The following is a 23,430-nucleotide window of genomic DNA, read 5'->3' on the forward strand; positions in this document are numbered from 1 at the left end:
GTAGCCCCAATGAGCGCCGCGGTCAGCGGGGGTGACGCTTCCGGTCATGCCGGACCGGGTCCGGGCGTGCCCACCATCGGGGGTCACCTATCCCGGGAGGGCAAGCGATGGACGGTCGTCCGAGCACGCTGGCGGTGTTCACCCAGTGGACCGAGGAGCGGTACGGGGACGCCCCGGCGCTCCGCTTCCGCGGCCCGGGCCGCGACGGCTGGGAGAGCCGTACGTACGCCGAACTCGGCGCCGCCGTACGCGCTGCCGGGCGCGGCCTGCTCGGGCTGGGCGTCCGGGCCGGGGAGCGGGTGGCGGTGCTCGCGGAGACCCGGCCCGAGTGGACGTACACCCACTTCGGGATCCTCGCGGCGGGCGCGGTGCTGGTGCCCGTGTACCCGACGGCGGGGGAGGAGGAGCTGGCCTGGGTGCTGTCCGACTCCGAGGCGGTGGTGGCCGTCTGCGAGGACGCGGCCCAGGCGGCCCGGGTGGAGGCGCTGCGCCCGAAGCTGCCGGCGCTGCGGGCGGTCGTCCGCATGGCCGAGCCCGGCATCCCGCCGACCGCCGCGAGCACGACCGCCGCGAGCGCGGGCGGCGCGAGTACGGGCGCCGCGAGTACGGGCGCCGCGAGTACGGGCGCCGCGAGTACGGGCGCCGCGAGTACGGGCGCCGCGAGTACGGGCGCCGCGAGCGCGGGCGGCGCGAGTACGGGCGGCGCGAGCGCGGGCGGCGCGAGCGCGGACCCTGCGAGCGCTTCGGGCGGCGCGGCCGCTTCGGACCCCGCGAGCGCTTCGGACACCGCAAGCGCGGGCGACGCGGCCGCCGCCGACGCCCGGCTGGCCGCGCGGGCCGCCGCCGTGACCCCCGCGGCGGACGCCGCGATCGTCTACACCTCCGGCACCACGGGCCTGCCCAAGGGCTGCCGGCTCACCCACGCCAACCTCGGCGCCGTCCAGGACGCCACCCTCCCGCTCGTCCAGGGCGGGCCCGGCGACTCGACGTACCTCTACCTGCCGCTGGCGCACCTGCTGGCGCAGCTGATCCAGTTCACCACCCTGCTGCAGGGCGGGGAGCTGTGCTACTTCGGGGGCCGGATCGAGGACGTGGTGGCCGAACTCGCCGAGGCCCGGCCCACCCACCTGCCGTCGGTGCCCCGGCTGTTCGAGAAGGTCCACGCGGTGGTGCTGGGGCTGGCGGAGGGCCGCGACGGCGGCCGGGAACGCTTCGAGGAGGCCGTCCGGCTCGGCGTGCTCGCCGCCGACGGGGCCCTGCCCGCGGAGCTGCGCCCGGCGTGGGAGGCGGCCGAGGGCTCCCTCTACGCCCTGGTCCGGGCCGCCTTCGGGGGCCGGCTCCGGTGGGCCCTGACCGGCGGCGCCCCGATCGCCCCGGCCACCCTCGACTTCCTGCGCGCCTGCGGGATACGGGTGTTCGAGGGCTACGGGATGACCGAGTCGGCCGGGGTGATCAGCCTCAACCACCCGGGCGCCGTCCGGTACGGCACGGTGGGCCGGCCGGTGGCGGGCTGCGAGGTGCGGATCGCCCCGGACGGCGAGGTGCTCGCCCGGGGGCCGATGGTCTTCCTCGGCTACCACGCGAACCCGGACGCGACGGCCGGCGCCCTGGACCCGGACGGCTGGCTGCGCACCGGGGACCTGGGCGAACTGGACGCCGACGGCTTCCTCTCCCTCACCGGCCGCAAGAAGGAGCTGATCATCACCTCCGCCGGCAAGAACATCACGCCGACCGAGGTGGAGTTCGCCGTCCAGGCCGCCTCCCGCCTCGTCTCGCGCGCGGTCCTGATCGGTGACCGCCGCCCCCACCCGGTGGCCCTGATCACCCTGGACGCCGGGGAGGTCGCCGCCTGGGCCGCCCGTGAGTCCCTCGACCTCGGCCCGGCCCCGGCCGCGCACCCGGCGGTACGGGAGCTGGTGGCGGAGGCCGTCGCCGCCGCCAACGCCACCGTCTCCCGCCCGGCCCGCATCCGCGCCTTCCGCGTCCTGGACGAGGAGCTGTCGGTCGGCGCCGGCACCCTCACCCCGACGCTGAAGCTGCGCCGCGCGGAGGTCGCCCGCCGCTACGCGGCCGAGATCGAGGAGCTGTACGCGGCCGGCTAGCCGAGGGCGCGCCGCAGCCGGTCCAGGCCCTCGGCGATCTCCTGCGGGGTGTGCGTGGTGAAGGACAGCCGCAGCGTGCGCGGGTCCGGGGTGCCCGTGAAGAAGGGCGCCCCGGGCACGTACGCCACGTCGTGCCCGACGGCGGACTTCAGCAGGGACCCCGCGTCGTACCCCTCGGGGAGGCGGGCCCACACGAACATGCCGCCCTCGGGGCGGTTCCACTCCGAGCCCGCCGGGAGCGCCTCCGCGAGCCCCGAGAGGAGGGCGTCGCGCCGGGCGCGGTAGGCGTCCCGGACCCGCGCCACGTGGGCGTCGAGGTCCCGGGCGCCGAGGTAGTGGGCGGCGGCCAGCTGGTCCACCGTCGAGGTGTGAAGGTCCGCCGCCTGCTTGGCGACGACCGCCGCGCGGAGCAGGGCGGCGGGTGCGCGCAGCCAGCCCAGGCGCAGCCCCGGGGCCATCACCTTCGAGAAGCTGCCGAGCAGGGCGGTGCGGTCCTCGGCGCCGGGGTGGGCGGCGATCCAGGGCTCGTGGGCGCCCTCGTAGCGGAGGTCGCCGTACGGGTCGTCCTCCACCAGCCACAGCCCGAGCCGTGCCGCGGTGCGGGCCACCTCGGCCCGGCGGTCCCCGGGCAGGGTGCGGCCGGTCGGGTTCTGGAAGGTGGGGATCGTGTAGAGCAGCTTGGGCCGTTCCCGGGCGGTGATCTCGGCGAGGGCGTCGGGCAGCAGGCCCTGCCCGTCGCAGGGCACGGGTATGACGCGGGCCCCGGCCAGGGCGAAGCACTGGAGGGCCGCCAGGTAGGTGGGGTTCTCCACGAGCACCGTGTCGCCGGGCTCCAGGAGGGTGGCGGCGAGGAGGGTGAGCCCCTGCTGCGAGCCGGTGGTGACCAGGACGTCCCCCGCCGAGGTGGCCAGGCCCCGCGCGGCGGCCCGGGCGGCGACGGCCGAGCGCAGTTCGGGGGCGCCCTCGGTGGTGGAGTACTGGAGGGCGCGGGCCGCTCCCGCGCCGCTCAGGACGGTGTCGTACGCCGCGCGCAGGCCCTCGGTGTCGAAGAGCTCGGGCGCGGGCAGGCCGCCGGCGAAGGAGATCACCCCGGGACGTTCGGTGAGCGCGAGGATCTCCCGTACGGGCGAGCCGGCCACACCGCGCGCCCGCGCGGCGAAGGCGGGGAGTCCGGCGGCGGGGGTGGAGGCGGTGCTGCTCGGGGGCATGGGTCGGCTCCTTCGGTGGCGGGTGGCCGCAGCCTAACGGCGAAAGCTGTAGAGGGCACCTACCTTTCCGAGGGGTGAACACCGCACACACCCTCCACAACTGACGGAACATCAGATAGACCGGTGCCATGACGAGAGACGAGCGGGAACGAGAGGACACCCGGGCCGGCGACTACGCGGAGCTCGCGGCCGTCGGCCCGTACGGGGTCCGCCCCGGCCACGCCCTGATCACCATGGTGGAACCGCACCCGGGCCACGAGTACGCGTACAACCGCTGGTACGAGGACGACCACTACTACGCCGGCGCCATGGCCATGCCCTGGATGTACGCCGGCAGGCGCTGGGTGGCCACCCGCGATCTCCAGGAGCTGCGCTACCCGGAGAAGTCGGCGGTCGCCCAGCCCGTCACCGCGGGCTGCTACCTGTCGACGTACTGGGTCACCGAGGGCCGCTACGACGAGCACATGAAGTGGACCGTCGGCATCAACAAGCGCCTGGGCCGCGACGGCCGGGTCTACCAGGACCGCACGCACGTCTTCACGGCCTTCCAGGACCACGAGGCCACGGTCTACCGCGACGGGGCGGCCGGCCCCCGGGACTTCCACGCGCTCGACCACCCGTACGCCGGGCTGGTCCTCCAGGTCGTCGACGCCGACGGGCCCGGGCGGCGGGCGGAGCTGCTGGAGTGGCTGCGCTCCAGGGCGCTGCCGCGCCGGCTGCACGGCTCACCGGCGGCGATGGTGACGGTCTTCCGGCCGACGCCGCTGCCCGGCGACCGGATGACCTACGTCAAGCAGGTCGAGGGGGTCGACACCCGGCTCACGCTGCTGTGGTTCCTGGAGGCCGACCCGCGCACCTGCTGGGACCGCTTCGAGGGGCTGGACGCGGAGGTCGCCGAGTCGGGGCTGGGGCGGGTGGAGCTGGTCGCGCCGTTCGTCCCGACGGTGCCGGGCACCGACCGGTACGTGGACCGGCTGCGCTGACGGCGGTCAGCTGACGGCGGTCGGCGGGCGGCTGACGGCGGGCGGCTGACGGCGGTCGGAGGCGACGGCCGAGCGGTGCGGGACACGGCCGAGCCCCCTCGGCCAGGACGGCGGGCCGGTCGAGAGGGCTCCGTACGGGGTTCTGCTGTGTGGGGGGTTCCGACGGTTCAGGCGAGGCGCCCCAGTCCGCCCTCGACCACACCGGTGACGAAGGAAGTCCAGGAGCCCGGCGCGAAGGTGAGGGACGGACCGTCCTGCACCTTCGAGTCGCGGACGGCGATGGCCTGCGTGACGGGGGACTTGACCTCGACGCAGGCACCGTTCCCGCCGGAGTAGGAGGACTTGGTCCAGTTTTCCGTGCCGCCCTGACGAATAGCCATGTTCTTCTCCGGTTCAGCGAGTAGTTCCGGTTGCGTGCCGGCCGGGGATTTCCCAGGCCGACGTGATCGACGCTACCGGCAGCTCCCGATGGCCGAAGGGAGCATTCACTCGACCGGGTGGCATATTCCATTCAGGCCTTCTGTGGCCGGGGATCGACGGTGTACCGTGCTGGCCCCCGGCGCTCAGTTCGCCTTCGCCGCGTGCTGTTCGATGATCTCGGAGATGAACTGCCGGGTCTGGTCCACGTTGAGGGCCTGGGCGCGCAGGTGCTCGTACATCACGCTGTATTTCTGGACGTCGTTGGCCTTCTCCAGGTACAGGTCGCTCGTCACGCCCTCGATGTAGACGACCGTCGAGTCCGAGGCGTCCGGGAATTCCAGAATCGCGTACTGCCCGTTCATTCCCGGATGGGCGCCCATCGTGAAGGGCATCACCTGCACGGTGATGTACGGCTGCTGCGACTGCTCTATCAGGAACTCCAGCTGCCGGACCATCAACTGCGGGTCGCCCACGTGCCGGCGCAGCGCCGCCTCGTCGATGACCGCCCACAGGCGCAGCGGGCCGACGTCCGGGTTGTTGTTCTCCGTCTCGGACAGCCGTTTCTGGCGGTGCATGCGCACTTGGACGCGCTTCTCCACATCGGCCGGCGCCGTCTCGGGCAGCGCGCCGCGGATGAGCGCCTGGGCGTACTCGGGCGTCTGGAGCAGGCCGGGCACCATCTGGGGCTCGTAGGTGCGCAGGCTCGCCGCGTCCGTCTCCAGGCCGATGTAGACGCTGTAGGGGATCTCGCCGAAGGCGTGCCACCAGCCCTGCTGGCGGGAGTCCTTGGCCATCTGCATGAGGGAGTCCACGAGCCGGGGGTCCTCGACCTCGTACACCTCGCACAGGTCGCGGACGTCGCGCTGGCTGATGGACCGGCGGCCGTTCTCCAGACGGCTGATCTTGGACTGGGAGACGAGGAGGCGCTCGGCGACCTGCTCGGCCGTCATGCCCTTGTCCTCGCGGAGTTTGCGCAACTCCATGCCCAGTCGGCGGCGTCGGACGGTGGGATTGACATTGGACGCCACGTGGACGGCACCTCCGCCTTCTTCTGTCGCTGTCTCGCTGAGTGTCTGGTGTTCAGCAGAGTGCCACCGAAGGGTGCGACGGCGCTGGGGAACGCGGGAAAGCGGCACGCGGGGTGGCGAAGCCGTCTCGTCGGCCTCGCCACCCCGCGCGGGCGGCTCCGGGACCGGGTCTTGGGGGACCTCCGGCCGCGGTGTCGGTGGATCTGGTGGATCTGGCGGATCTGGTGGAGCTGCGGATCCGTGGATCGGTGGATCAGCGTTTCCGTGGGTCGTGCCCCGCCGGTGGGTCAAGGGGTGTGGCGGGCCGTGCGGGTCGTACGCGTACCCCTGGTTCAGTGCGCGGCCGCGCGGGCCATCGCACCCGTCCGGCGCGGCTGCAGCGGAACAGCGCCGCTCGCCGTGGCCCGGACGGCCGGCTGCGGCTGCGGCAGCGCGGCGCGGTCACGGCGCGGCTGTGCGGCCACGCCGTTCTGGACGTCCATCACGGCGTGCGCGACGAGACCGCCCATCGGGTCGTGCCGGATCAGGTCCCGCAGCCGGGACCTGGACGACCGCCCCTCGTTGCCGGGGTACAGGTGCTTGCCGAGACCGACCGCGTGGGCCAGCGCGGCGAGCGCCGCGGTCCGCGGGTCCGGCGGTACGCCGGTGCGGATCGCGTTGTCGAGCCGGGCACGGATGTCCCGGCTGATCGCCGTGTCGGTCGCCTGGTAGCGAGTCGTCGGCAGCACCCCGCACATCTGTCCCGCGACGGCATGCACCATGCCGCAGCGCTCCAGGTGCGCGAGGTAAATCTGGCGGAGCCCCAGCCGGGGTCCGCCGATCCAGTGGACGGCCCGTACCGGGCTGCCGCGCCTGCGCAGCAGTTCCAGTGCGGAGTCCAGAGTCGGATCTCCTGTCGGCCGTGGCATCACCACGGCGATACGATCCCCGTCAGGGGCTATCCGTCCTGCCAGAGCCAGCTCCACTAGCTGTGCCCCGGCCAGGCCGAGGTCGAGCGACTGCGGCTGCGCCGTGGTACCCGTGGCCGGGTCCAAAGCGAGCAGCAGAAGCTCCTCCGGAATTGTTCTGCGGCTCCTGCCCATCCATGCCTCCCCGCGTGGATGAGTGACAGGGTGACGCCTCTCACATTCATCTGTCGAGAGTGCCTGTTCGCTTTGGGCGGGAACCAGTAGCTATGTCGTTCTCGTCTAGCGGTTGGGCGATGCCCCCTAGACGGGACACTGTTAGACGGTTCGGACAGTGACCGGACAGCGATCGAGGAGGAACGGTGGCGGGCGAGTCCCCCGACAAGTCGGTAGATGAAGGAGCGTCCGGGGAGCAGGACCCGAGGCTGTCGGTCTTCCAGCCGCGAGACCCGCTGAAGGAGGCCGTGGCGGCGTGGGTCGCGGCGGACGAGCCGGGTGAGCGGACGGAGGACGCGGAGTCCGGTTCCGGGTCCGCCCCGTCACGCCCGTCCCCCGGTCGGGTGGACCCGAAGACCCCGGCGGCGGGCGTGGTCCGCCAGTCCGCTCCGCGGGACGACGAGAAGCCGGCCTCCCCTTCGGCGGACTCCGAGGAGCCCTCCGCTCCCGCGAAGCCGTCCGGCGACGCCCGCCCCACCGCGTCCGGCACGGCGAAGCCGGACCCCGCCCCGGAGCCGGAGAAGCCGGCCTCCGCTTCGGCGAAGCCGTCGGGGGACGTACGGACCACCGCGTTCGGCGTGGTGAAGCCGGACCCCGCTCCGGAGCCGGAGAAGCCGGGTTCCGCTTCCGCGAAGCCGTCCGGCGACGTACGCACGACCGCGTTCGGCGCGGTGAAGCCGGATTCCGCCCCTGAGGCGGAGAAGCCGGCCTCCGCTTCGGCGCCCTCGGAGAAGCCTGACGCTGCCGCGAACCCGTCGGGGGACGTCCGCACGACCGCGTTCGGCGTGGTGAAGCCGGACCCCGCTCCGGAGCCGGAGAAGCCGGGTTCGGGTTCGGCGAAGCCGTCCGGGGACGTCCGCACGACCGCGTTCGGCGTGGTGAAGCCGGACCCCGCTCGTGAGGCGGAGAAGCCTGACGCTGCCGCGAAGCCGTCGGGGGACGTACGCACCACCGCGTTCGGTGTCGTGACGTCGGACCCCGCTCCCGAGGCGGAGAAGCCGGGCCGGGACCCGCGTACGGCCGCCGCCGACAGCGAGCGCACGGCCGTCTTCCGTACCGTGAAGCCGGGTTCCGCTTCGGCCGAAGCCGAGAAGCCGTCCGCGGACGCGGAGAAGTCCGCCGCGAAGCCGGGCCGGGACCCGCGTACGGCCGCCGCCGACAGCGAGCGCACCGCGGTTTTCCGTACCGTGAAGCCGGGTTCCGGTTCCGCGCCCGAAAAGCCGTCCGCGGACGCGGAGAAGGCGGAGAAGGCGGAGAAGCAGGCCGCACCCGCGGCGGACTCCGACAGCGAGCGCACCGCGGTCTTCCGTGCGGTGAAGCCGGGTTCCGGCTCGGCGGCCGCCGGGAAGCCCGCCGCGCCCCCGGCGGACTCCGACAGTGAGCGCACCGCCGTCTTCCGCGCCGTGAAGCCCGGTTCCGCTTCGCCCGACGCGGAGAAGGGGAAGCCGGCCGGCAAGCCCGCCGCCGACACCAGCACCACCGCGTTCGGCGTGGTCAAGCCGGACACCGGGAAGTCCGCCGCCCCGAAGCCCGAGAGGGCCAAGCCCGGCACCGACCGCCCCGGCCCCGCAGGCACCGGCACGGCCAAGCCCGGCACGGACCGCCCCGGCGCCGCAGGCCCCGGCACCGCCGCGCCCGGGAAGCCCTCCCCCACGCCCGGCGCCGCAGGCACCGGCGCCGCGGGCAAGGGCGACAGCGACCGCCGCGTCAGCACCTTCGTACCGTTGCGCGGCGAGGGCGAGGCCGCCCCGGCCGCCAAGCCCCCGGTGCGGCCCACCCCGCCGCCGCCCCCGCCGGCCCGGCCCAGCCTGGACCCCAGCGAGCGGACCACCCAGCAGCCGCTGCCGCCCCGGCCGCCGCTCGACATGCTGGCGGACCTCACCAACAACCCGCCCCCGCCGCCCACCCCGATGCGGAACGTGGTCCGGCGGGTCAAGATCTACGCCCCGCTCGTGCTGCTCCTCGTCATCGTGATCGCCGTCGTGCAGCTGGTGCGCCCGCTGCCCGCGCCGAAGCTCAAGCTGACCGCGAAGGCCACGTACACCTTCTCCGGCGGGGCGCCGAACCTGCCCTGGCCGACCGAGGGCCAGGCCTCCATGGCCGCCGCCGGCCTCGGCACCATCGGCAGCTCCGGCGAGCAGAAGCCGGTGCCGATCGCGAGCGTCACGAAGTCGATGACGGCGTACATCATCATGCGCGACCACCCCTTCAAGAAGGGTGAGAAGGGCGCGATGATCGACGTCGACAAGACCGCCGAGACCGAGGGCCAGAAGGACAAGTCGGACAACGAGTCCACCCTCAACACGGTCAAGGAGGGCGAGAAGATCTCCGAGTACGACGCGATCGCCGCCCTGATGATCCCGTCGGCCAACAACATCGCCCGGCTCCTCGCGCGCTGGGACTCCGGTTCCCAGGAGGCGTTCGTCAAGAAGATGAACGACACCGCCAAGGAACTCGGCATGACCAACACCACCTACACCGACCCCTCGGGCCTGGACGCCACCACGGTCTCCACCGCCGAGGACCAGGTGAAGCTGGGCCTGAAGATCGTCGAGATCCCGGCGCTGGTGGACATCACCCGCATGCCCGCCTGGACCGACCAGACCGGCAAGGTCTGGCAGAACTGGAACCGTCTGGTCCCGTTCAACGACTCCCTCGGCATCAAGACCGGTACGACGACCAAGGCCGGCGGAAACCTCCTCTTCGCCGCGCAGAAGAAGGTCGGCGACACCAACCAGCTGCTCGTCGGCGCCGTCCTCGGGCAGCACAAGCCGCCGATCATCGACACCGTCATCGCGCAGAGCCGCTCCCTGCTGATCGCCACGCAGAAGGAGGTCCAGGGCGCGCCCGTCGTGAAGAAGGGGCAGGTCGTGGGCTACGTGGACGACGGCCTCGGCGGTCACACCCCGGTCGTCGCCACCGCCGACGTCCAGGCCGTCGGCTGGTCCTCGCTGACCGTGGACATCAAGCTCGGCGACGGCGGCACCGCGATCCCCGAGTCGGCGAAGGCCGGGACCCAGGTCGGCGTGCTGACCGTCGGCGACGGCGCCAGCCAGGTCAAGGTGCCGGTGGCGCTCCAGCGCGCGCTGGAGACCCCGGGCTTCGGCAGCAAGCTGACCCGGATCGGCTGACGACCGGCGGGCGCGGCGCGGCGCCCCGGGCAACCCCGGGGCGCCGTGCCACGTCCTGGCAGTCGTACGAGAGGGTGTCGTCCGTGACCACAGCCGAGCAGCAGCAGACGGGGGCGCCGGCCGGCCGGCCGGAGCCGCCGCGCGGCCCCGGCGCGCCCGCGCGCCCGCCCCGCCGCACGCCCGGCTGGGCGCACCGCCACCCGGTGCTCGTGGCGACCGCCGCGGCGGCGGCCCTGCACGTCGTCTGGTTCTTCTGCTTCGCCAACAGCGGCGGGGACCTCGCCGCGCAGGACGCGTGGGCGGAGTTCGTCGGCCGGCACCCCGACACGGCGTACAACCTCGCCTGGTACGGGGGCATGCACCCGGTCTCGTACAGCGTGGTGTCGCCGTACGTGATGCACGTGCTCGGCGTCCGGACCACCATGATGATCGCCGGCACCGCCTCGGCCGGGCTCCTCGCGCTGATCCTCACCCGCTGCCGCGGAGCCGTCCGGCGCCCCCTGTGGCCGGCCCTGGCCGGGGTCTACGGGCTGCTGTGCAACGCCCTCTCGGGCCGGGTCACCTTCGGGCTCGGCACCCTCTTCGCGCTCGGGGCCGTCGCCGCCGTCTTCTGCTGGCCCCGCAGGTGGGCCCGGCGGCGCTGGGCCAAGGCCGCCGTCGCGGCGCCGCTGGCCGGGCTGGCGACCGCCGCGAGCCCGGTGGCGGGGCTCTTCCTCGGGGTGGTCGCGGCCGCGCTGTTCCTGAGCCGGCGGCGGCCGGGCGCGTACGCCCTCGGGCTGGCCCCGGTGGCGGTCGTGGGGCTGTCGGCGTGGCTGTTCCCCTTCTCGGGGACGCAGCCGATGAGGATCGGTTCGGCCGGCCTGCCGTTCCTCCTCGGCCTGGCCGTCGCCCTCCTCGTCCCGAAAACATGGCGGACGGTCCGGACGGCCGCCGCCGTGTACGCCCTCGGGGTGTTCCTGACCTGGGCGATCGACTCCCAGGTCGGCTCCAACGTCACCCGGCTGGTCATGCTGTTCGGCGGGGCGGTGCTGCTCGCCGCCCTCCCGTACGCGGCCCCGCGCACCCGGCGCCGGTACGCCCTGCTGCTGGCCTTCGCCGGGCTCACCGCCTGGATCACCACCAACAGCGTCACCGACGTCGTCCGCACCACCCCGGTGGCCGCCTGGAACCGCGAGCTGGCCCCGCTGGTCGACCAGCTCGGCAAGGCGGGCGCCGACCGGGGCCGGGTCGAGGTGGTCCCCGCCAGCAGCCACCGCGAGTCCTCGGCCTTCCCCGCGTACGTGAACCTCGCGCGCGGCTGGAACCGGCAGGCCGACCTCGAGCGCAACCCGCTCTTCTACGACGACACCCTCACCGCCGAGAGCTACCGGGACTGGCTGGACCGCTGGGCCGTGCACTACGTGGTGCTGCCCGCCGACAAGCCCGACTCGGGCGGGGAGGCGGAGGCGGCGCTCGTGCGCGGGGGCCTGCCGTACCTGAGCCAGGTGTGGGGCGACGAGAACTGGCGGCTGCTGCGCGTGGACGCCCCCGCGAGCCTGGTCTCGGGGCCCGCGCGGGTGGTCCGGGCGGGCGCGGACCAGCTGGTGCTGGAGGTCTCGGCGCCCGGCCGCGTACTGGTGCGGATCCCGCACTCCCCGTGGCTGGGCCTGGTGGACGGCGCGGGGAAGCCCGTAGCGCCGCCCCGGGACGCGAACACGTCCGGCTGCCTGTCCAAGGCGGCCCCGGACGCCGCCGGGGACGTCTGGACGGAGCTGCTGGCCCCGGCGCCGGGGGAGTACCGGGTCTCGGCGAAGTACCAGCTCCCGCGCGGCACGCCGTGCCCGGAACAGCCGGTCCCCTTCCCCGCCCCCTGATCCAGGTGCATCGGGCCTAATCTATGCATACGATCCCATTAATCCGATGTGAACCGATTGGGTGCTTCCCGAGGGAGTTGACGACGGGATGAGCAAAGAGAAGAAGCAGGACGTCCAGACGGCCATCGCGAAGGCGACGGACCGCCTCCAGCAGCCCCGGACCCAGGCCCACGGCTTCGAGGGCCCGGTCCGCAGCAAGGTGAAGGGCGGCGCCCACACCAAGGCGGCCCTCAAGCGCGCCGGCACCCCCCAGGGCGACCGCATCGGCGAACGCAGCAGAGGCCTCAGCTGACCCCCCGCCGCCCCGAACGCCGAAGACCCCCAGCCACACCGGACTGGGGGTCTCCGCACACGTGCCCCCGGCAGGATTCGAACCTGCGACACCCGCTTTAGGAGAGCGGTGCTCTATCCCCTGAGCTACGAAGGCGGGACTGCCCGGACCCGGCCCGGTGTTGCGGCCCGGTCCTCGGCTGACCGCTCAACAGCCTAGCGGATCGTGGGGTGCGGGTGGCGCCTCTTAACCTGGGTCCATGATCCGGCGTGCGCGGGGCCGTCGGCGAGGGGTGGGGGTGTCATGGCCGGGGGCGTTGACGTGGGGGTTCTGCCGCAGCCGTTCGGGGAGGGGTTCCGGGACGATCCGTACGCCGTATACGCGCGGTTGCGCGCGCAGGGGTCCGTGCACCGGGTCGCGCTGCCCGACGGGTCGGCGGTGTGGCTGGTCACGCACGAGGCCGACGTGCGCCGGGGGCTCGCCGATCCGCGGCTGTCGGTGGACAAGCGGCACGCCGGGGACGGGTTCAAGGGGTTCGCGCTGCCGCCGGCGCTCGACGCCAACCTGCTCAACATGGACGGCGACGACCACCTGCGGCTGCGCCGGCTGGTCGCGCAGGGGTTCACGCCCCGGCACGTCGAGGGGATGCGCACGTCGATCCGGGCCGCGGTGGACCTGTTCGCCGGCCGGCTCGCCGCCCGGGTCGCGGAGGACGGGACGGCCGACGTGGTCGCCGAGTTCGCCAGGCCGCTCCCGCTGAAGGTCATCGGCGACCTCTTCGCCGTCCCGGAGGCGGACCGTGAGCGGTTCTCCGGGTGGGTCCTGACGATGCTCGACCCGGCCGGCCGCGAGGAACTCGCCCGCGCCGTCGGGGAGATCCACCGGTTCTTCACCGCACTGGTCGCCGAGCGGCGCGCCGCGCCGGGTGCGGACGTCCTGTCCGGCCTGATCGCCGCCCGCGACGTCGACGACCGGCTGAGCGAGGACGAACTCGTCTCGCTCGCCTTCCTGATCCTCATGGCGGGCAGTGAGAACGTCCAGCACCTGCTGGGCAACGGGTTGTTCACCCTGCTCACCCATCCCGAGCAGGCGGACCTGCTGCGGCGGAAGCCCGAGCTCATGCCCGAGGCCGTCGAGGAGCTGTTGCGCCACTCCCTCGCCAACCACACCGCCATCCGCCGCTTCCCGACCGAGCCCGTCGAGATCGGCGGCGTACGCGTCCCCGCCGGCGACACCGTGCTCCTCTCGCTCGGCGCCGCCCACCGCGACCCCGCCCGGTACCCGGACCCGGACCGCTTCGACGTCACCCGCGCCGACAAGGCCCACCTCGCGCTCGGGAACGGGCTCCACTACTGCCTCGGCGCGGCCCTCGCCCGCACGCAGCTCACCCTCGGCCTCGGCGCCCTGCTGCACGGTCTGCCGGAGCTCCGACTCGCCGTGCCGGCGACCGAGTTGGCGTGGACCACCACCTTCAGGTTCCACGCGCTGCGCGCCCTGCCGGTCAGTACCGCAGCGACGCCGCCACCGGCAGGTGGTCGCTCGCGGTAGCGGGCAGGGTCCACACCGAGACCGGGGTCAGCCCGCCCCGCAGCAGGATCTGGTCGATCCGGGCGACCGGGAACCGGGCCGGCCAGCTGAGGCCGAAGCCGGCGCCCGCCTCCTCCTGCGCGGCGGTGAAGCCCCGCGTCACCGGGGCGAGCGCGCCGTCGTCCGTGGTGCCGTTGAAGTCCCCGACCAGCAGGGTCCGCCCGCCCGGCCCTTCCCGCAGCCGGGCGGCGAGGTTGCGGGCGGCCTCGTCGCGGTTCTCCGTGGCGAAGCCGCCGGTGCCCAGCCGGACGGAGGGCAGGTGGGCCACGTACACGGTGAGCGGCCCCTTCGGGGTGTCGGCGGTGGCGCGCAGCAGGAGCCGCCACGGCACGATCGGGGTGGCGTCCGCGTCCCGCAGCGGGAAGGTGCTCCACAGCCCGACCGTGCCCCGCACCACGTGGTACGGGTGGCTCGCGGCCAGCTCCCGCTCGTACGCGTCCAGCGCGGGCGGCGTCAGCTCCTGGAGGGCGATCAGCTGCGCCCCCGAGGCGGCGACGGCGCGGGCGGTGCCCGCCGGGTCGGGGTTGGCGTCGTCGACGTTGTGCGTGACGACGCTGAAGTCGGCCGGCCCGCCCCGCGAGCCGTCGCCCAGGGCGGGCCCGTACGCCCACGCCCAGGCCAGGGCGGGCAGCAGTACGGCGGCCAGGGCGCCCCGGGAGCGGCGCAGCAGGGCGGCGGCGAGCAGGACGGGCACCGCGAGGGCGGTCCAGGGCAGGAAGGTCTGTACGAGGCTGCGGGGGTTGCCGTGCGCCGGCCCGCCGGGCAGCCAGGGGTGTGCCACCAGGACCAGGGCGGTCAGGACGGCGAGGGCCGCGACCGCGCCCCCGCGGGGAGGGCGGAGCCGGGCCGCGGCTCCCCGGCGGCGGGGTGTCACGTACGGGGTCATGCCCCGGGTGACGCGCCCGGCGCGCCGGAGGTTCTGCCTCCGCGCGGGCCGGCCTCACACCCCCATCGGCGTGTGCAGCTCCACGGTGATCTCGACCTCGACCGGGGCGTCCAGCGGCAGCACCGCCACCCCGACCGCGCTCCGGGCGTGGATGCCCGCGTCGCCGAAGGCCGTGCCGAGCAGCTCGCTCGCGCCGTTGACCACGCCCGGCTGGCCGGTGAAGTCGGGGGCGCTCGCGACGAAGCCGACGACCTTCACCACCCGCTTGACGGCCGACAGGTCCCCGGCGACGGAGGCGACGGCGGCGAGGGCGTTCAGCGCGCACTGCCGCGCGAGCTCCTTGCCCTGTTCAGGGGTGACCCCGGCGCCGACCTTGCCGGTGACGGGCAGGGCGCCGCCGGTCATGGGCAGCTGGCCGGAGGTGTGGACGTAGTGCCCGCTGACCACCGCCGGTACGTACACGGCGACGGGCGCGGGGGCGGGCGGGAGTTCCAGCCCGGCCGCCGCCAGGCGTTCCTCGGGGGTGGTGGGGGTCACGGTCACGGAGGGCCTCCTCGGGCCGGACTGGCCGGCAGGGCGGACGGGCGGACGGGCGGACGGGCGGACGGGGCGGACGGGGCGGACGGGGTGGACGGGCGGACGGAGCGGGCAGGGGGCCGGGCGTCAGGGCACGGGGCCGGGCGTCAGTGCACGGGGCCGGGCGTCAGTGCACGGGCACGGGCGTCAGGGCCGGGTCACGCGGATCTGGTAGCGGCCGTTGCGGAGCTCGCCCACCACGGCGATGGTGATGCCCGACTTCTCGTCGGTGAAGGTCTCGCCCGGCCGGAACGGCGCGTCCGACAGTTCGGCGTGCACGTTGGGCCGCCGCGTGCAGCCGCCGCTGCCGCTCGCGCTGTCGGAGACGGTCACCGGCCCGCGCCCGGTGTCCACGTCCGAGTCGACCTTGTAGATCAGCACGCCGGGCTTGCAGACGGCCTCGTCGTTGCCGGCGCGGGTGCGCACCTCCACCGCGTAGCCGGCGCTCTCGGAGAGCGGGACGAAGGCCAGCTTCATGCCGCCCTCGACGGCCAGCGGGGACAGGACGTGGTCACTGGTGCCGGAGGCGGAGGCGCAGCTGATCTGGCTGCTGTCGAGCCAGCCCAGCTTCCACTTGTGCCAGCCGAGGAGGTCGTTGTTGGCGCCCCAGTCCTCGCTCATGATGTCCCAGTGGCCGACGGTGCCGCCGCCCTCGGCCGTGTACAGGTCGGGCAGTCCGAAGACGTGCCCGTTCTCGTGGGGGAGGACCCGGTAGCCGGTCTCCCGGTAGGAGCCGGAGCCGTCGTCCTGGCGGCTGTAGACGAAGGACGTGTTGGCGAGCGGGACCCCGTCGGCCATGGGCGCCTCGCCGTTGCCGGAGAAGGTGACCGACAGGACGGTGTCCAGGGCGGACGGGCCGGCGTTCGGGGTGACCAGGATGTTGACCAGGTCGTACCGGCTGAAGTCCACCTCGGCGTCGGCGGCCTTCGCGATGTGCTCGACGAGCTGCCGGTAGCCGGGCTCGTACGGGGACCCGCGTTCGATCCCGTACGCCGCGAACGGCATCGGCATCCGCAGCCAGTCCCGCACCGGTGACTCGGCGCGGTAGTTGAGGCGGCCGTAGGAGCTGGTGCGGAACCAGTCGGAGGTCTGGGGGAAGAACTCCGCCAGCCGGTCCATGGCCGTGCCCTCGCCCTTGGCGTCCGGGAAGTCGATCATCAGGTTCAGCGCGCGGACCTCGCCGGTGGAGCGGGAGTACCCCGGCGGGGTGGGCAGGCCCTCCGACATCTGGACGCCCATGGTCCCGGTGATCCGGCAGGGTGCCAGCACGGATTCGGCGCTGGTGGCGACGGGGCCGGCGGCCGACTGGCCGCGGCCGGATATCCCGCCGCTGGCGGTGGCGGTGACGCCCAGGGCCAGCGCGGTGAGGCCGATGAACGCGCTGGTGCGACAGGGTCTGCGTATCCGGCGGCGGGTCTGCGGCATGGAGATCGCCTTCGGTCCGCGGCAGCCGGCCGGGTCCGGACTGCTCTCTGTGGGCTCACCCTCCGACGATTGCGACACGCCCGCGCGTCGAAAGCCGCCGAATGTGATCCGACCGGGGCAAAAGCCCCTCCTGGGAGTGTGGCGCAGCTCACACTCACGAGTGAAATAACCGGGGACTGGATCCCCGTTTGAACGAGAGTCCCACGAAGCGGGGACCGGCTCCCCGGTTGGCGGGGCCGCAGACACGGATCCGCCGGATCCCGCGCCCCAGGAGGCACCGGAATGAAGAGTCCCGCCCCCGCGGCGCCCGGACGGGTCCCGAAGCCCCGCGCCGACGCCGTCCGCAACCGGGAGCGGATCCTGGTGGCCGCGCGCGAGGCGTTCGTCGAGTTCGGGGCGGAAGCCCCCCTCGACGAGATCGCCCGCAGGGCCGGCATCGGCAACGCCACCCTGTACCGGCACTTCCCCGACCGGGCGGCCCTCGTCCACCACGTGGTGCTCTACGTGATGGACCGGGTCACCGCCCTGGCCGAGGACGCGCTCGCCGAGGAACCGGACGCCTTCGCGGCGCTCTGCCGCTTCACGCACGGCGCCGCCGACGAGCGGATCGGCGCCCTGTGTCCGATGCTCGCGGCGGGCTTCGATCACGAACACCCCGAACTCCTCGCCGCCCGCGCCGCGTTGGAGGCGGCCGTGGAGCGGCTGGTGGACGCCGGCCAGGGCGGCGGCCTGCTCCGCGCCGACATCGGCGTCGGCGACCTGATGGTCGCGCTGTCCCAGCTCAGCCGCCCCCTGCCGGGGACCGACTGCCTGGGCGTGGAGCGGTTCGTCCACCGCCACCTCCAGCTCTTCCTGGACGGCCTGCGGGCCCCGGCCCGGTCCGAACTGCCCGGCACGGCAGCCACGTTGGACGACCTGAGGCGCATGCCCCGGAACTGAGACCTCCCAGAGCCCAGGACTTCGTCAGCCCGGGACTTCGTCAGCCCCATTCGTCAGCCCCAGACTTCGTTTTCCGACATTCAGTAATTTTTCAGTCATCCGCACAGTGAAGTGGGTACCCCCATGCCGAAAACAGCCGCGAGCACCGCGCCGGCTGCCGTCGACCCCAGCCGCTGGAAGGCCCTGGTCTTCATCGCCCTGGCGCAGCTGATGGTCGTCCTCGACGCGACCATCGTGAACATCGCCCTCCCCTCCGCCCAGACCGACCTCGGCATCTCCGACGGCAACCGCCAGTGGGTCATCACCGCGTACGCGCTGGCCTTCGGTGGCCTGCTCCTCTTCGGCGGCCGCATCGCCGACAAGTGGGGCCGCAAGAACGCCTTCGTCGTCGGCCTGGTCGGCTTCGCCCTGGCTTCCGCCCTCGGCGGCGCCGCGACCGGCGAGGCCATGATGCTGGGCGCCCGCGCCCTCCAGGGTGCCTTCGGCGCGCTCCTCGCCCCGGCCGCGCTCTCCCTGCTCGCGGTCACCTTCACCGACGCCAAGGAGCGCGCCAAGGCCTTCGGCATCTACGGCGCTATCGCGGGCGGCGGCGGCGCCGTCGGCCTGATCCTCGGCGGGTTCCTCACCGAGTACCTCAACTGGCGCTGGACCTTCTTCGTCAACATCCCCTTCGCGGTCGTCGCGGCCGTCGGCGCCTGGCTGGTCATCCGCGAGCCGGCCGGCTCGCGCAACAGCGCCCGCCTCGACGTCCCCGGCGTGATCCTCTCGACCCTGGGCCTGGTCGCCCTCGTCTACGGCTTCACCCGCGCCGAGTCCGCCGGCTGGTCGGACACGGTCACCGTGGCCATGTTCGTCGCCTCGGCGCTGCTCCTCGCCGCCTTCGTGTTCGTCGAGTCCCGGGTGAAGTCCCCGCTGCTGCCGCTGCGCGTCCTGCTGGAGCGCAACCGCGGCGGTGTCTACCTCTCGCTGGGCCTGGCCGTCATCTCCATGTTCGGCCTGTTCCTCTTCCTCACCTACTACCTCCAGGTCGTGAAGGGCTTCTCGCCGGTCAAGACCGGTTTCGCCTTCCTGCCGATGATCGCGGGCATGATCACGGGCTCCACCCAGATCGGCGCCCGCCTGATGACCCGGGTCGCCCCGCGCCTGCTGATGGGCCCCGGCTTCCTGCTCGCCGGCGCCGGCATGCTGATGCTGACGCAGCTGGAGGTCGGCTCCTCCTACCCGGCGCTGATCCTGCCCGCGCAGCTGCTGCTGGGCCTCGGCATGGGCACGGCCTTCATGCCGGCCATGTCCCTGTCGACGTACGGGGTCGACCCGGCCGACGCCGGCGTGGCCTCGGCCATGGTCAACACCTCGCAGCAGGTGGGCGGCGCGATCGGCACCGCCCTGCTGAACACCATCGCCGCGTCCGCGACCACCGCCTACCTGACCGACCACGCGGCCGAGGCCGCGGCGGGCGGCCCGGCCGGGAAGCTGGTGCAGGCGCAGGCCATGGTCGAGGGCTACTCGTCCGCGATCTGGTGGGCCGTCGGCATCCTCGTCGCCAGCTCGGCCATCGCGTTCACGCTGATCAACACCGGCCGTCCGGGCCACGGCGGCCCGGTCGCCTCCGGCTCGGGCGCCGGCGAGGACGCCGAGTTCAAGGTTCCGGTGATCGCCCACTGACGGGGCGGTACCGCGTGCGGGAATGACTGACCACCCCGTCTCGTTCAAATTTGAACGAGACGGGGTTAGTCTTTTCGAGGGACCCCGCACCGCACGCACCCACGACCCAGCCCGAGGAGCGCCCCCGTGACCACCGAGACCTCCCGCATGCCGGCGCTGTACCTCAGCCACGGGGCCCCGCCGCTCGCCGACGACCCGCTCTGGCCGGCCGAGCTCGCCGCCTGGTCGGCGGCCCTGCCCCGGCCGCGCGCGATCCTGATGGTCTCCGCGCACTGGGAGGAGGCCCCGCTGGCGCTCGGCGCCGTCGAGGCCGTCCCGCTCGTCTACGACTTCTGGGGCTTCCCCGAGCACTACTACCGGGTGCGGTACGGGGCCCCGGGCGCCCCGGAGCTCGCCGCCTCGGTGCGCGCCCTGCTCAAGGCGCCCGGCACCCCGGTCCAGGACATCCCGGACCGCGGCCTGGACCACGGCGCGTACGTCCCGCTCGTCGAGATGTACCCGGAGGCCGACATACCCGTCCTCCAGATCTCCCTGCCCACGCTGGACCCGGCCCGGCTGATGGACATCGGCCGCAAGCTGGCCCCGCTGCGCGACGAGGGCGTCCTGATCGTCGGGAGCGGCTTCTTCACCCACAACCTGGCCGCGCTGCGGCACACCGGGCCGGGAGTGCCCGGCTGGTCGGCGGAGTTCGACCACTGGGGCCGCGAGGCGCTGGCCGCGCAGGACGTCGACGCCCTGCTCGACTTCGAGGCCAAGTCCCCGGCGGGCCGCCTGGCCCACCCCCGCACGGAGCACTTCGCCCCGCTCTTCGTCACCCTCGGGGCCGCCGGATCCGACCTCGCCGCCCAGCACACCCCGGTGGACGGCTTCTGGATGGGCCTGTCGAAGCGCTCCGTCCAGTTCGGTGCCGCACCCGGCCGGGCCGCCTAGGGGACGCGGGCGGGCCCGGTGACCTGCTCGCCGATCACGAAGCCCCGGGCCGGCCCCTCGGGCACGACCACCGAGGTCCCGTACGGGGCCCGCACCTCGCCCGCGTACCGCGCCTCGTCGGGGACGGGGCCGGTCAGCAAGCTGACCGTGCCGTGGCCGTCGTAGTCGTCGACGATCACGTAGACCGGGATCCCGGCCCGGGCGTACGCGCGGCGCTTGCGGACCCGGTCCCGCGCGACGTCCTGCGGGCCCGGGGCGACGACCTCGGCCACCAGGGGCACGCTCGACGCCTTGATGCCCAGCTCCCCCCGGGCGGCGTGCCCGGTGAGGTCGTCCGGGGCGAGGAGCACGTCCGGCGCCCAGGCCTGGTAGCCGCCGACCACGTACATCGCCATGTAGGGGGCGTACGGGCCCCCGTCCAGGTGGGAGGCCAGCCGGGACCGCAGCCGGTTCGCGGTGAGGGCGTGCGTGAACGGCCGCCCCACCCGCCACATCTCGATCAGCCCCTCCACGATCTCGACGCGGAACGTCTCGGGCGGGTCGATGGCCTGCCAGGCCCGCCAGAGGGCCTTGTCGAGATCGGGGTCTGCCTCGGGACGGGCGCTCGTCGGCGCCGCGGTGCGGGACGGCCGCGGGATGTGTGCGATCACCCCCGGCACGCTACGGCCGGAGCGGGGCATGCCGTAGGAATATGCCCGCGCTTCACCCGGACGAGGGCCGAATCACCCGGACGGGCGCACGTACGACACGCGTTCGCCGCCTTGGGGTGATATAGGGCGCCTTGCCGCACCTTGTCTTGTTTTCAGCGATTCGATCGCCGGTCCAGGCAACCAGGAGCGGGCGCGGCCCGTCTTCAGGGTGGGAACGCCCCCGCGGGTGGCACCGCCCCGGCTCGAACCGGGAGTGGCGGATGTGACGGCCGTCTCACGGACGCCGTCGCCGCACGGCTCCGCGGGTACCTCGGCGCCGGCCCTCAGGACCGGCCTGACCTGCGCGTTCCCGGGTTCTCGCAGGAGATCGCCGTCCCCCGGTCCGAGGGGTGGCGGGGCAGGATACTGCAAGATCTCGCAAAAGGGAGACCAGCGTGGGAATTCTGTCCCGATTCCAGTCGTTGTTTCCTTTCGGAAGCGGGCACTCGGAAGAGTGTCCGAGGACGCACCGCGACCGATTCATCGCATCGCAAGGGAGCACGCATGGCAACCCGCGCCGTCGCCCGTCGTCAGTCCACGAGCAGCGCCCGCGCTGCGGGCGGGGAAATCGTCGACCGCGACCTGGTCGGCATGTACCTCGACGAGATCGCGCGCACCCCGCTGCTCGACGCCGCCAGGGAAGTGGAGCTCTCGCAGATCATCGAGGCGGGCGTGTACGCCCGGCAGATCCTCGACGGCGAGATAGAGCGTGACGGGGAGATGCCCGCCCGCGAGGAGCTGGAAGCCCTGGCCGCCGAAGGCGAGCGCGCCAAGGAAGTCTTCATCCGGTCCAACCTCCGCCTGGTCGTGGCCGTCGCCCGCCGCTACCCCCGCAGCGGCCTGCCCCTGCTCGACCTCATCCAGGAGGGCAACGCCGGCCTGGTCCGGGCCGTCGAGAAGTTCGACTACGCCAAGGGCTTCAAGTTCTCCACGTACGCCACGTGGTGGATCCGCCAGGCCATCACCCGCTCCATCGCGGACCAGTCCCGCACCATCCGCCTCCCCGTCCACCTCGTGGAGGAGCTCGGCCGGATCCGCCGCATCCAGCGCGAGTTCAACCGCGAGAACGGCCGCGACCCGGAGCACGCCGAGATCGCCGCCGAACTCGACACCACCGAGAAGCGCGTGGGCGACGTCCTGGACTGGGCGCGCGACCCGGTCAGCCTCAACATGTCGGTCGACGACGAGGGCGACACCCAGTTCGGCGACCTGCTGGAGGACACCTCCGCGATCTCGCCCGAACAGTCCGTGCTGTCCCTGCTGCGCAGCGAGGAGCTGGAGGACCTCCTCGGCAAGCTCGACCAGCGCACGGCCTCCATCATCAAGATGCGCTACGGCATCGAGGACGGCCGCGAGCGGACCCTGACCGAGGTCGGCAAGCAGCACGGCCTGACCCGCGAGCGGATCCGCCAGATCGAGAAGCACGCCCTGCTGGAGCTCAAGCGCATGGCCCGCGACACCGGCTTCGACGCCGTGGCCTGACCGGCCCGCCGCCCGCGCGCCCCCGCTCCCTCCCGGACGAGCCCCGGTGCCACCCCCCCCCAGGCGCCGGGGCTCCCCCCCCTGCCCCGGACCGCCCTCAGGTCCCTGCCCGGCCGCCCTCAGGCCCCCGCCCGGACCGCCCCCCTCAGGCCCCCGCCCGGGTCAGCCGCGCACCCAGCGCCCCGGCCGCCTCCGCCAGGGCGTCCGGCCCGCGCACCGTGAAGTCCAGCCCCGTCAGCGCCATCCGGGCCGCCAGCCACTCCGGCGCGTCCCCGCTCTCGAAGCGCACCCGCGCCCCGCCCGCCTCCGGGGCGGCCGCCTCGCGCAGCCACGCCGGCAGTTCCTCGGGCGGCGCGGCGAAGGACACGTCGACCGGGTACGTCCGCTCACCCCGCAGCGCGCGCCGGACGAACTCGGCCGCCTCCATCGGCAGCGGCCGCGGCGTGAACCGGGCCCCCGTCGCGAAGGGCTCGCTCACCCGGTCCACCCGGAAGGTGCGCCAGTCCTCCCGCTCCAGGTCGTAGGCGACGAGGTACCAGCGGCTCCCGGTGCTCACCAGCCGGTACGGCTCCACCAGCCGGCGCGAGTCCACCCCGTCCCGCGCCCGGTACGCGAACCTCAGCCGCTCCGGCCCCGCCACCGCCCCCGCCATCGCCGTCAGCGTCCGCGGGTCCACGCTCGGCCCGTCGCCCCGGGTCACCGCGACCGTCGCCGACTGCAGGGCGCCCACCCGGTGCCGCAGCCGCGCCGGCAGGACCTGCTCGAGCTTCGCGAGGGCGCGTACGGACGCCTCCTCCACCCCCTCGACGGCGTGCCCGGCCCCCGCCCGCAGCCCGACGGCGATGGCCACGGCCTCCTCGTCGTCGAGCAGCAGCGGCGGCATCGCCGCCCCCGCCACCAGCCGGTAGCCGCCGACCGCGCCCAGCGTGGCCTCCACCGGGTATCCCAGGTCCCGCAGCCGCTCGATGTCCCGCCGGATGGTCCGCGGGCTCACCCCGAGCCGCTGCGCCAGCTCGCTGCCCGGCCACTCGCGCGGGGTCTGGAGCAGGGACAGCAGGGTGAGCAGCCGGGCGGGGGTGTCGTTCATACTTCAAGATAGCCAGGTAAGTAGGACACGTCCTGGCCTACATGCCG

At 73.8% G+C, this 23,430-nt stretch carries 19 protein-coding genes and 1 tRNA gene; 10 read left to right on the forward strand and 10 right to left on the reverse strand.

Going from position 1 to position 23,430, the window contains the following annotated elements:
* The first annotated feature begins 107 nt into the window (after nt 1–107).
* Complete coding sequence (locus tag ABD973_RS18705; RefSeq protein WP_345501017.1) at nt 108–2,102, forward strand: AMP-dependent synthetase/ligase; 1,995 nt, start codon at nt 108–110, stop codon at nt 2,100–2,102.
* Here ABD973_RS18705 and ABD973_RS18710 read toward each other — a convergent pair.
* Nucleotides 2,099–3,310: an aminotransferase-like domain-containing protein gene (locus ABD973_RS18710; RefSeq protein WP_125821427.1), complete on the reverse strand. Its 1,212-nt coding sequence runs from the start codon at nt 3,308–3,310 to the stop codon at nt 2,099–2,101. The genes ABD973_RS18705 and ABD973_RS18710 overlap by 4 nt on opposite strands.
* 128 nt (nt 3,311–3,438) lie before the next feature.
* Between ABD973_RS18710 and ABD973_RS18715 the strand changes: the two genes are divergently transcribed.
* Nucleotides 3,439–4,293 (forward strand): hypothetical protein, encoded by an 855-nt coding sequence (locus ABD973_RS18715; RefSeq protein ID WP_125821426.1) that lies wholly within the window; start codon nt 3,439–3,441, stop codon nt 4,291–4,293.
* A 167-nt stretch (nt 4,294–4,460) separates the two neighbouring features.
* On the opposite strand, the gene ABD973_RS18720 is transcribed toward ABD973_RS18715, so the two are convergent.
* The 3 genes from ABD973_RS18720 to ABD973_RS18730 form a co-directional block, all read right to left on the reverse strand.
* Entirely contained in the window at nt 4,461–4,673 is a 213-nt protein-coding gene (locus tag ABD973_RS18720) for a DUF397 domain-containing protein (RefSeq protein ID WP_125601481.1), read from the reverse strand.
* 183 nt (nt 4,674–4,856) lie between these two features.
* Nucleotides 4,857–5,741 carry a helix-turn-helix domain-containing protein gene (locus ABD973_RS18725; protein ID WP_125821425.1) on the reverse strand — a complete coding sequence of 295 codons (885 nt, stop codon included), beginning with the start codon at nt 5,739–5,741 and terminating at the stop codon, nt 4,857–4,859.
* A 332-nt stretch (nt 5,742–6,073) separates the two neighbouring features.
* Nucleotides 6,074–6,823 carry a GOLPH3/VPS74 family protein gene (locus ABD973_RS18730; protein ID WP_345501021.1) on the reverse strand — a complete coding sequence of 250 codons (750 nt, stop codon included), beginning with the start codon at nt 6,821–6,823 and terminating at the stop codon, nt 6,074–6,076.
* Nucleotides 6,824–7,008: 185 nt separating this feature from the next.
* Here ABD973_RS18730 and ABD973_RS18735 point away from each other — a divergent pair, with 185 nt between their 5' ends.
* The 3 genes from ABD973_RS18735 (at nt 7,009) to ABD973_RS18745 (ending at nt 12,138) form a co-directional block, all read left to right on the forward strand.
* Nucleotides 7,009–9,993 (forward strand): D-alanyl-D-alanine carboxypeptidase, encoded by a 2,985-nt coding sequence (locus ABD973_RS18735; protein ID WP_345501023.1) that lies wholly within the window; start codon nt 7,009–7,011, stop codon nt 9,991–9,993.
* A gap of 83 nt (nt 9,994–10,076) precedes the next feature.
* Complete coding sequence (locus ABD973_RS18740; protein ID WP_386382301.1) at nt 10,077–11,846, forward strand: MFS transporter; 1,770 nt, start codon at nt 10,077–10,079, stop codon at nt 11,844–11,846.
* Nucleotides 11,847–11,934: 88 nt separating this feature from the next.
* Nucleotides 11,935–12,138: a hypothetical protein gene (locus tag ABD973_RS18745; RefSeq protein ID WP_241253275.1), complete on the forward strand. Its 204-nt coding sequence runs from the start codon at nt 11,935–11,937 to the stop codon at nt 12,136–12,138.
* A 62-nt stretch (nt 12,139–12,200) separates the two neighbouring features.
* Here the strand turns inward: ABD973_RS18745 and ABD973_RS18750 are convergent.
* Nucleotides 12,201–12,273, reverse strand: a tRNA-Arg gene (locus ABD973_RS18750).
* Nucleotides 12,274–12,420: 147 nt separating this feature from the next.
* On the opposite strand from ABD973_RS18750, the gene ABD973_RS18755 reads away from it, so the two are divergent.
* Complete coding sequence (locus tag ABD973_RS18755) at nt 12,421–13,665, forward strand: cytochrome P450 family protein (RefSeq protein ID WP_345501026.1); 1,245 nt, start codon at nt 12,421–12,423, stop codon at nt 13,663–13,665.
* Here ABD973_RS18755 and ABD973_RS18760 read toward each other — a convergent pair.
* From ABD973_RS18760 to ABD973_RS18770, 3 genes are all read right to left on the reverse strand, one after another.
* Nucleotides 13,619–14,590 carry an endonuclease/exonuclease/phosphatase family protein gene (locus ABD973_RS18760; RefSeq protein WP_345501028.1) on the reverse strand — a complete coding sequence of 324 codons (972 nt, stop codon included), beginning with the start codon at nt 14,588–14,590 and terminating at the stop codon, nt 13,619–13,621. The two genes, ABD973_RS18755 and ABD973_RS18760, sit on opposite strands and share 47 nt — an antisense overlap.
* Nucleotides 14,591–14,644: 54 nt before the next feature.
* The gene (locus ABD973_RS18765) at nt 14,645–15,127 is read right to left on the reverse strand and encodes a RidA family protein (RefSeq protein WP_007264664.1); all 483 of its coding nucleotides are present in this window, start codon (nt 15,125–15,127) and stop codon (nt 14,645–14,647) included.
* 186 nt (nt 15,128–15,313) lie between these two features.
* On the reverse strand, nt 15,314–16,591 hold the full coding sequence (locus tag ABD973_RS18770) for a M6 family metalloprotease domain-containing protein (protein ID WP_125603662.1): 1,278 nt from the start codon (nt 16,589–16,591) through the stop codon (nt 15,314–15,316).
* Between the two features lie 282 nt (nt 16,592–16,873).
* On the opposite strand from ABD973_RS18770, the gene ABD973_RS18775 reads away from it, so the two are divergent.
* The 3 genes from ABD973_RS18775 (at nt 16,874) to ABD973_RS18785 (ending at nt 20,125) form a co-directional block, all read left to right on the forward strand.
* Nucleotides 16,874–17,530, forward strand: a complete 657-nt coding sequence (locus tag ABD973_RS18775) for a TetR/AcrR family transcriptional regulator (protein ID WP_125821421.1) — start codon at nt 16,874–16,876, stop codon at nt 17,528–17,530.
* Nucleotides 17,531–17,653: 123 nt separating this feature from the next.
* The gene (locus ABD973_RS18780) at nt 17,654–19,195 is read left to right on the forward strand and encodes an MFS transporter (RefSeq protein WP_345501030.1); all 1,542 of its coding nucleotides are present in this window, start codon (nt 17,654–17,656) and stop codon (nt 19,193–19,195) included.
* Between the two features lie 147 nt (nt 19,196–19,342).
* Nucleotides 19,343–20,125: a dioxygenase family protein gene (locus tag ABD973_RS18785; RefSeq protein ID WP_125824036.1), complete on the forward strand. Its 783-nt coding sequence runs from the start codon at nt 19,343–19,345 to the stop codon at nt 20,123–20,125.
* Here ABD973_RS18785 and ABD973_RS18790 read toward each other — a convergent pair.
* Nucleotides 20,122–20,775, reverse strand: a complete 654-nt coding sequence (locus ABD973_RS18790; RefSeq protein WP_345501032.1) for a Uma2 family endonuclease — start codon at nt 20,773–20,775, stop codon at nt 20,122–20,124. The two genes, ABD973_RS18785 and ABD973_RS18790, sit on opposite strands and share 4 nt — an antisense overlap.
* A gap of 543 nt (nt 20,776–21,318) precedes the next feature.
* Here ABD973_RS18790 and ABD973_RS18795 point away from each other — a divergent pair.
* On the forward strand, nt 21,319–22,296 hold the full coding sequence (locus ABD973_RS18795; protein ID WP_125603666.1) for a sigma-70 family RNA polymerase sigma factor: 978 nt from the start codon (nt 21,319–21,321) through the stop codon (nt 22,294–22,296).
* A gap of 145 nt (nt 22,297–22,441) precedes the next feature.
* Here the strand turns inward: ABD973_RS18795 and ABD973_RS18800 are convergent, their stop codons facing one another.
* On the reverse strand, nt 22,442–23,383 hold the full coding sequence (locus tag ABD973_RS18800; protein WP_125821418.1) for a helix-turn-helix transcriptional regulator: 942 nt from the start codon (nt 23,381–23,383) through the stop codon (nt 22,442–22,444).
* Between the last annotated feature and the right edge of the window lie 47 nt (nt 23,384–23,430).

The sequence above is a fragment of the Streptomyces racemochromogenes genome (assembly GCF_039535215.1).
In the GTDB taxonomy this organism is placed as follows: domain Bacteria; phylum Actinomycetota; class Actinomycetes; order Streptomycetales; family Streptomycetaceae; genus Streptomyces; species Streptomyces racemochromogenes.

What these genes read in the sequence shown, in the direction of transcription:
- ABD973_RS18705 (WP_345501017.1), top strand. Translation starts at nt 108, where the DNA reads ATGGACGGTCGTCCGAGCACGCTGGCGGTGTTCACCCAGTGGACCGAG.
- ABD973_RS18710 (WP_125821427.1), bottom strand. Translation starts at nt 3,310, where the DNA reads ATGCCCCCGAGCAGCACCGCCTCCACCCCCGCCGCCGGACTCCCCGCC.
- ABD973_RS18715 (WP_125821426.1), top strand. Translation starts at nt 3,439, where the DNA reads ATGACGAGAGACGAGCGGGAACGAGAGGACACCCGGGCCGGCGACTAC.
- ABD973_RS18720 (WP_125601481.1), bottom strand. Translation starts at nt 4,673, where the DNA reads ATGGCTATTCGTCAGGGCGGCACGGAAAACTGGACCAAGTCCTCCTAC.
- ABD973_RS18730 (WP_345501021.1), bottom strand. Translation starts at nt 6,823, where the DNA reads ATGGGCAGGAGCCGCAGAACAATTCCGGAGGAGCTTCTGCTGCTCGCT.
- ABD973_RS18745 (WP_241253275.1), top strand. Translation starts at nt 11,935, where the DNA reads ATGAGCAAAGAGAAGAAGCAGGACGTCCAGACGGCCATCGCGAAGGCG.
- ABD973_RS18755 (WP_345501026.1), top strand. Translation starts at nt 12,421, where the DNA reads ATGGCCGGGGGCGTTGACGTGGGGGTTCTGCCGCAGCCGTTCGGGGAG.
- ABD973_RS18760 (WP_345501028.1), bottom strand. Translation starts at nt 14,590, where the DNA reads ATGACCCCGTACGTGACACCCCGCCGCCGGGGAGCCGCGGCCCGGCTC.
- ABD973_RS18770 (WP_125603662.1), bottom strand. Translation starts at nt 16,591, where the DNA reads ATGCCGCAGACCCGCCGCCGGATACGCAGACCCTGTCGCACCAGCGCG.
- ABD973_RS18775 (WP_125821421.1), top strand. Translation starts at nt 16,874, where the DNA reads ATGAAGAGTCCCGCCCCCGCGGCGCCCGGACGGGTCCCGAAGCCCCGC.
- ABD973_RS18780 (WP_345501030.1), top strand. Translation starts at nt 17,654, where the DNA reads ATGCCGAAAACAGCCGCGAGCACCGCGCCGGCTGCCGTCGACCCCAGC.
- ABD973_RS18785 (WP_125824036.1), top strand. Translation starts at nt 19,343, where the DNA reads ATGCCGGCGCTGTACCTCAGCCACGGGGCCCCGCCGCTCGCCGACGAC.
- ABD973_RS18795 (WP_125603666.1), top strand. Translation starts at nt 21,319, where the DNA reads ATGGCAACCCGCGCCGTCGCCCGTCGTCAGTCCACGAGCAGCGCCCGC.
- ABD973_RS18800 (WP_125821418.1), bottom strand. Translation starts at nt 23,383, where the DNA reads ATGAACGACACCCCCGCCCGGCTGCTCACCCTGCTGTCCCTGCTCCAG.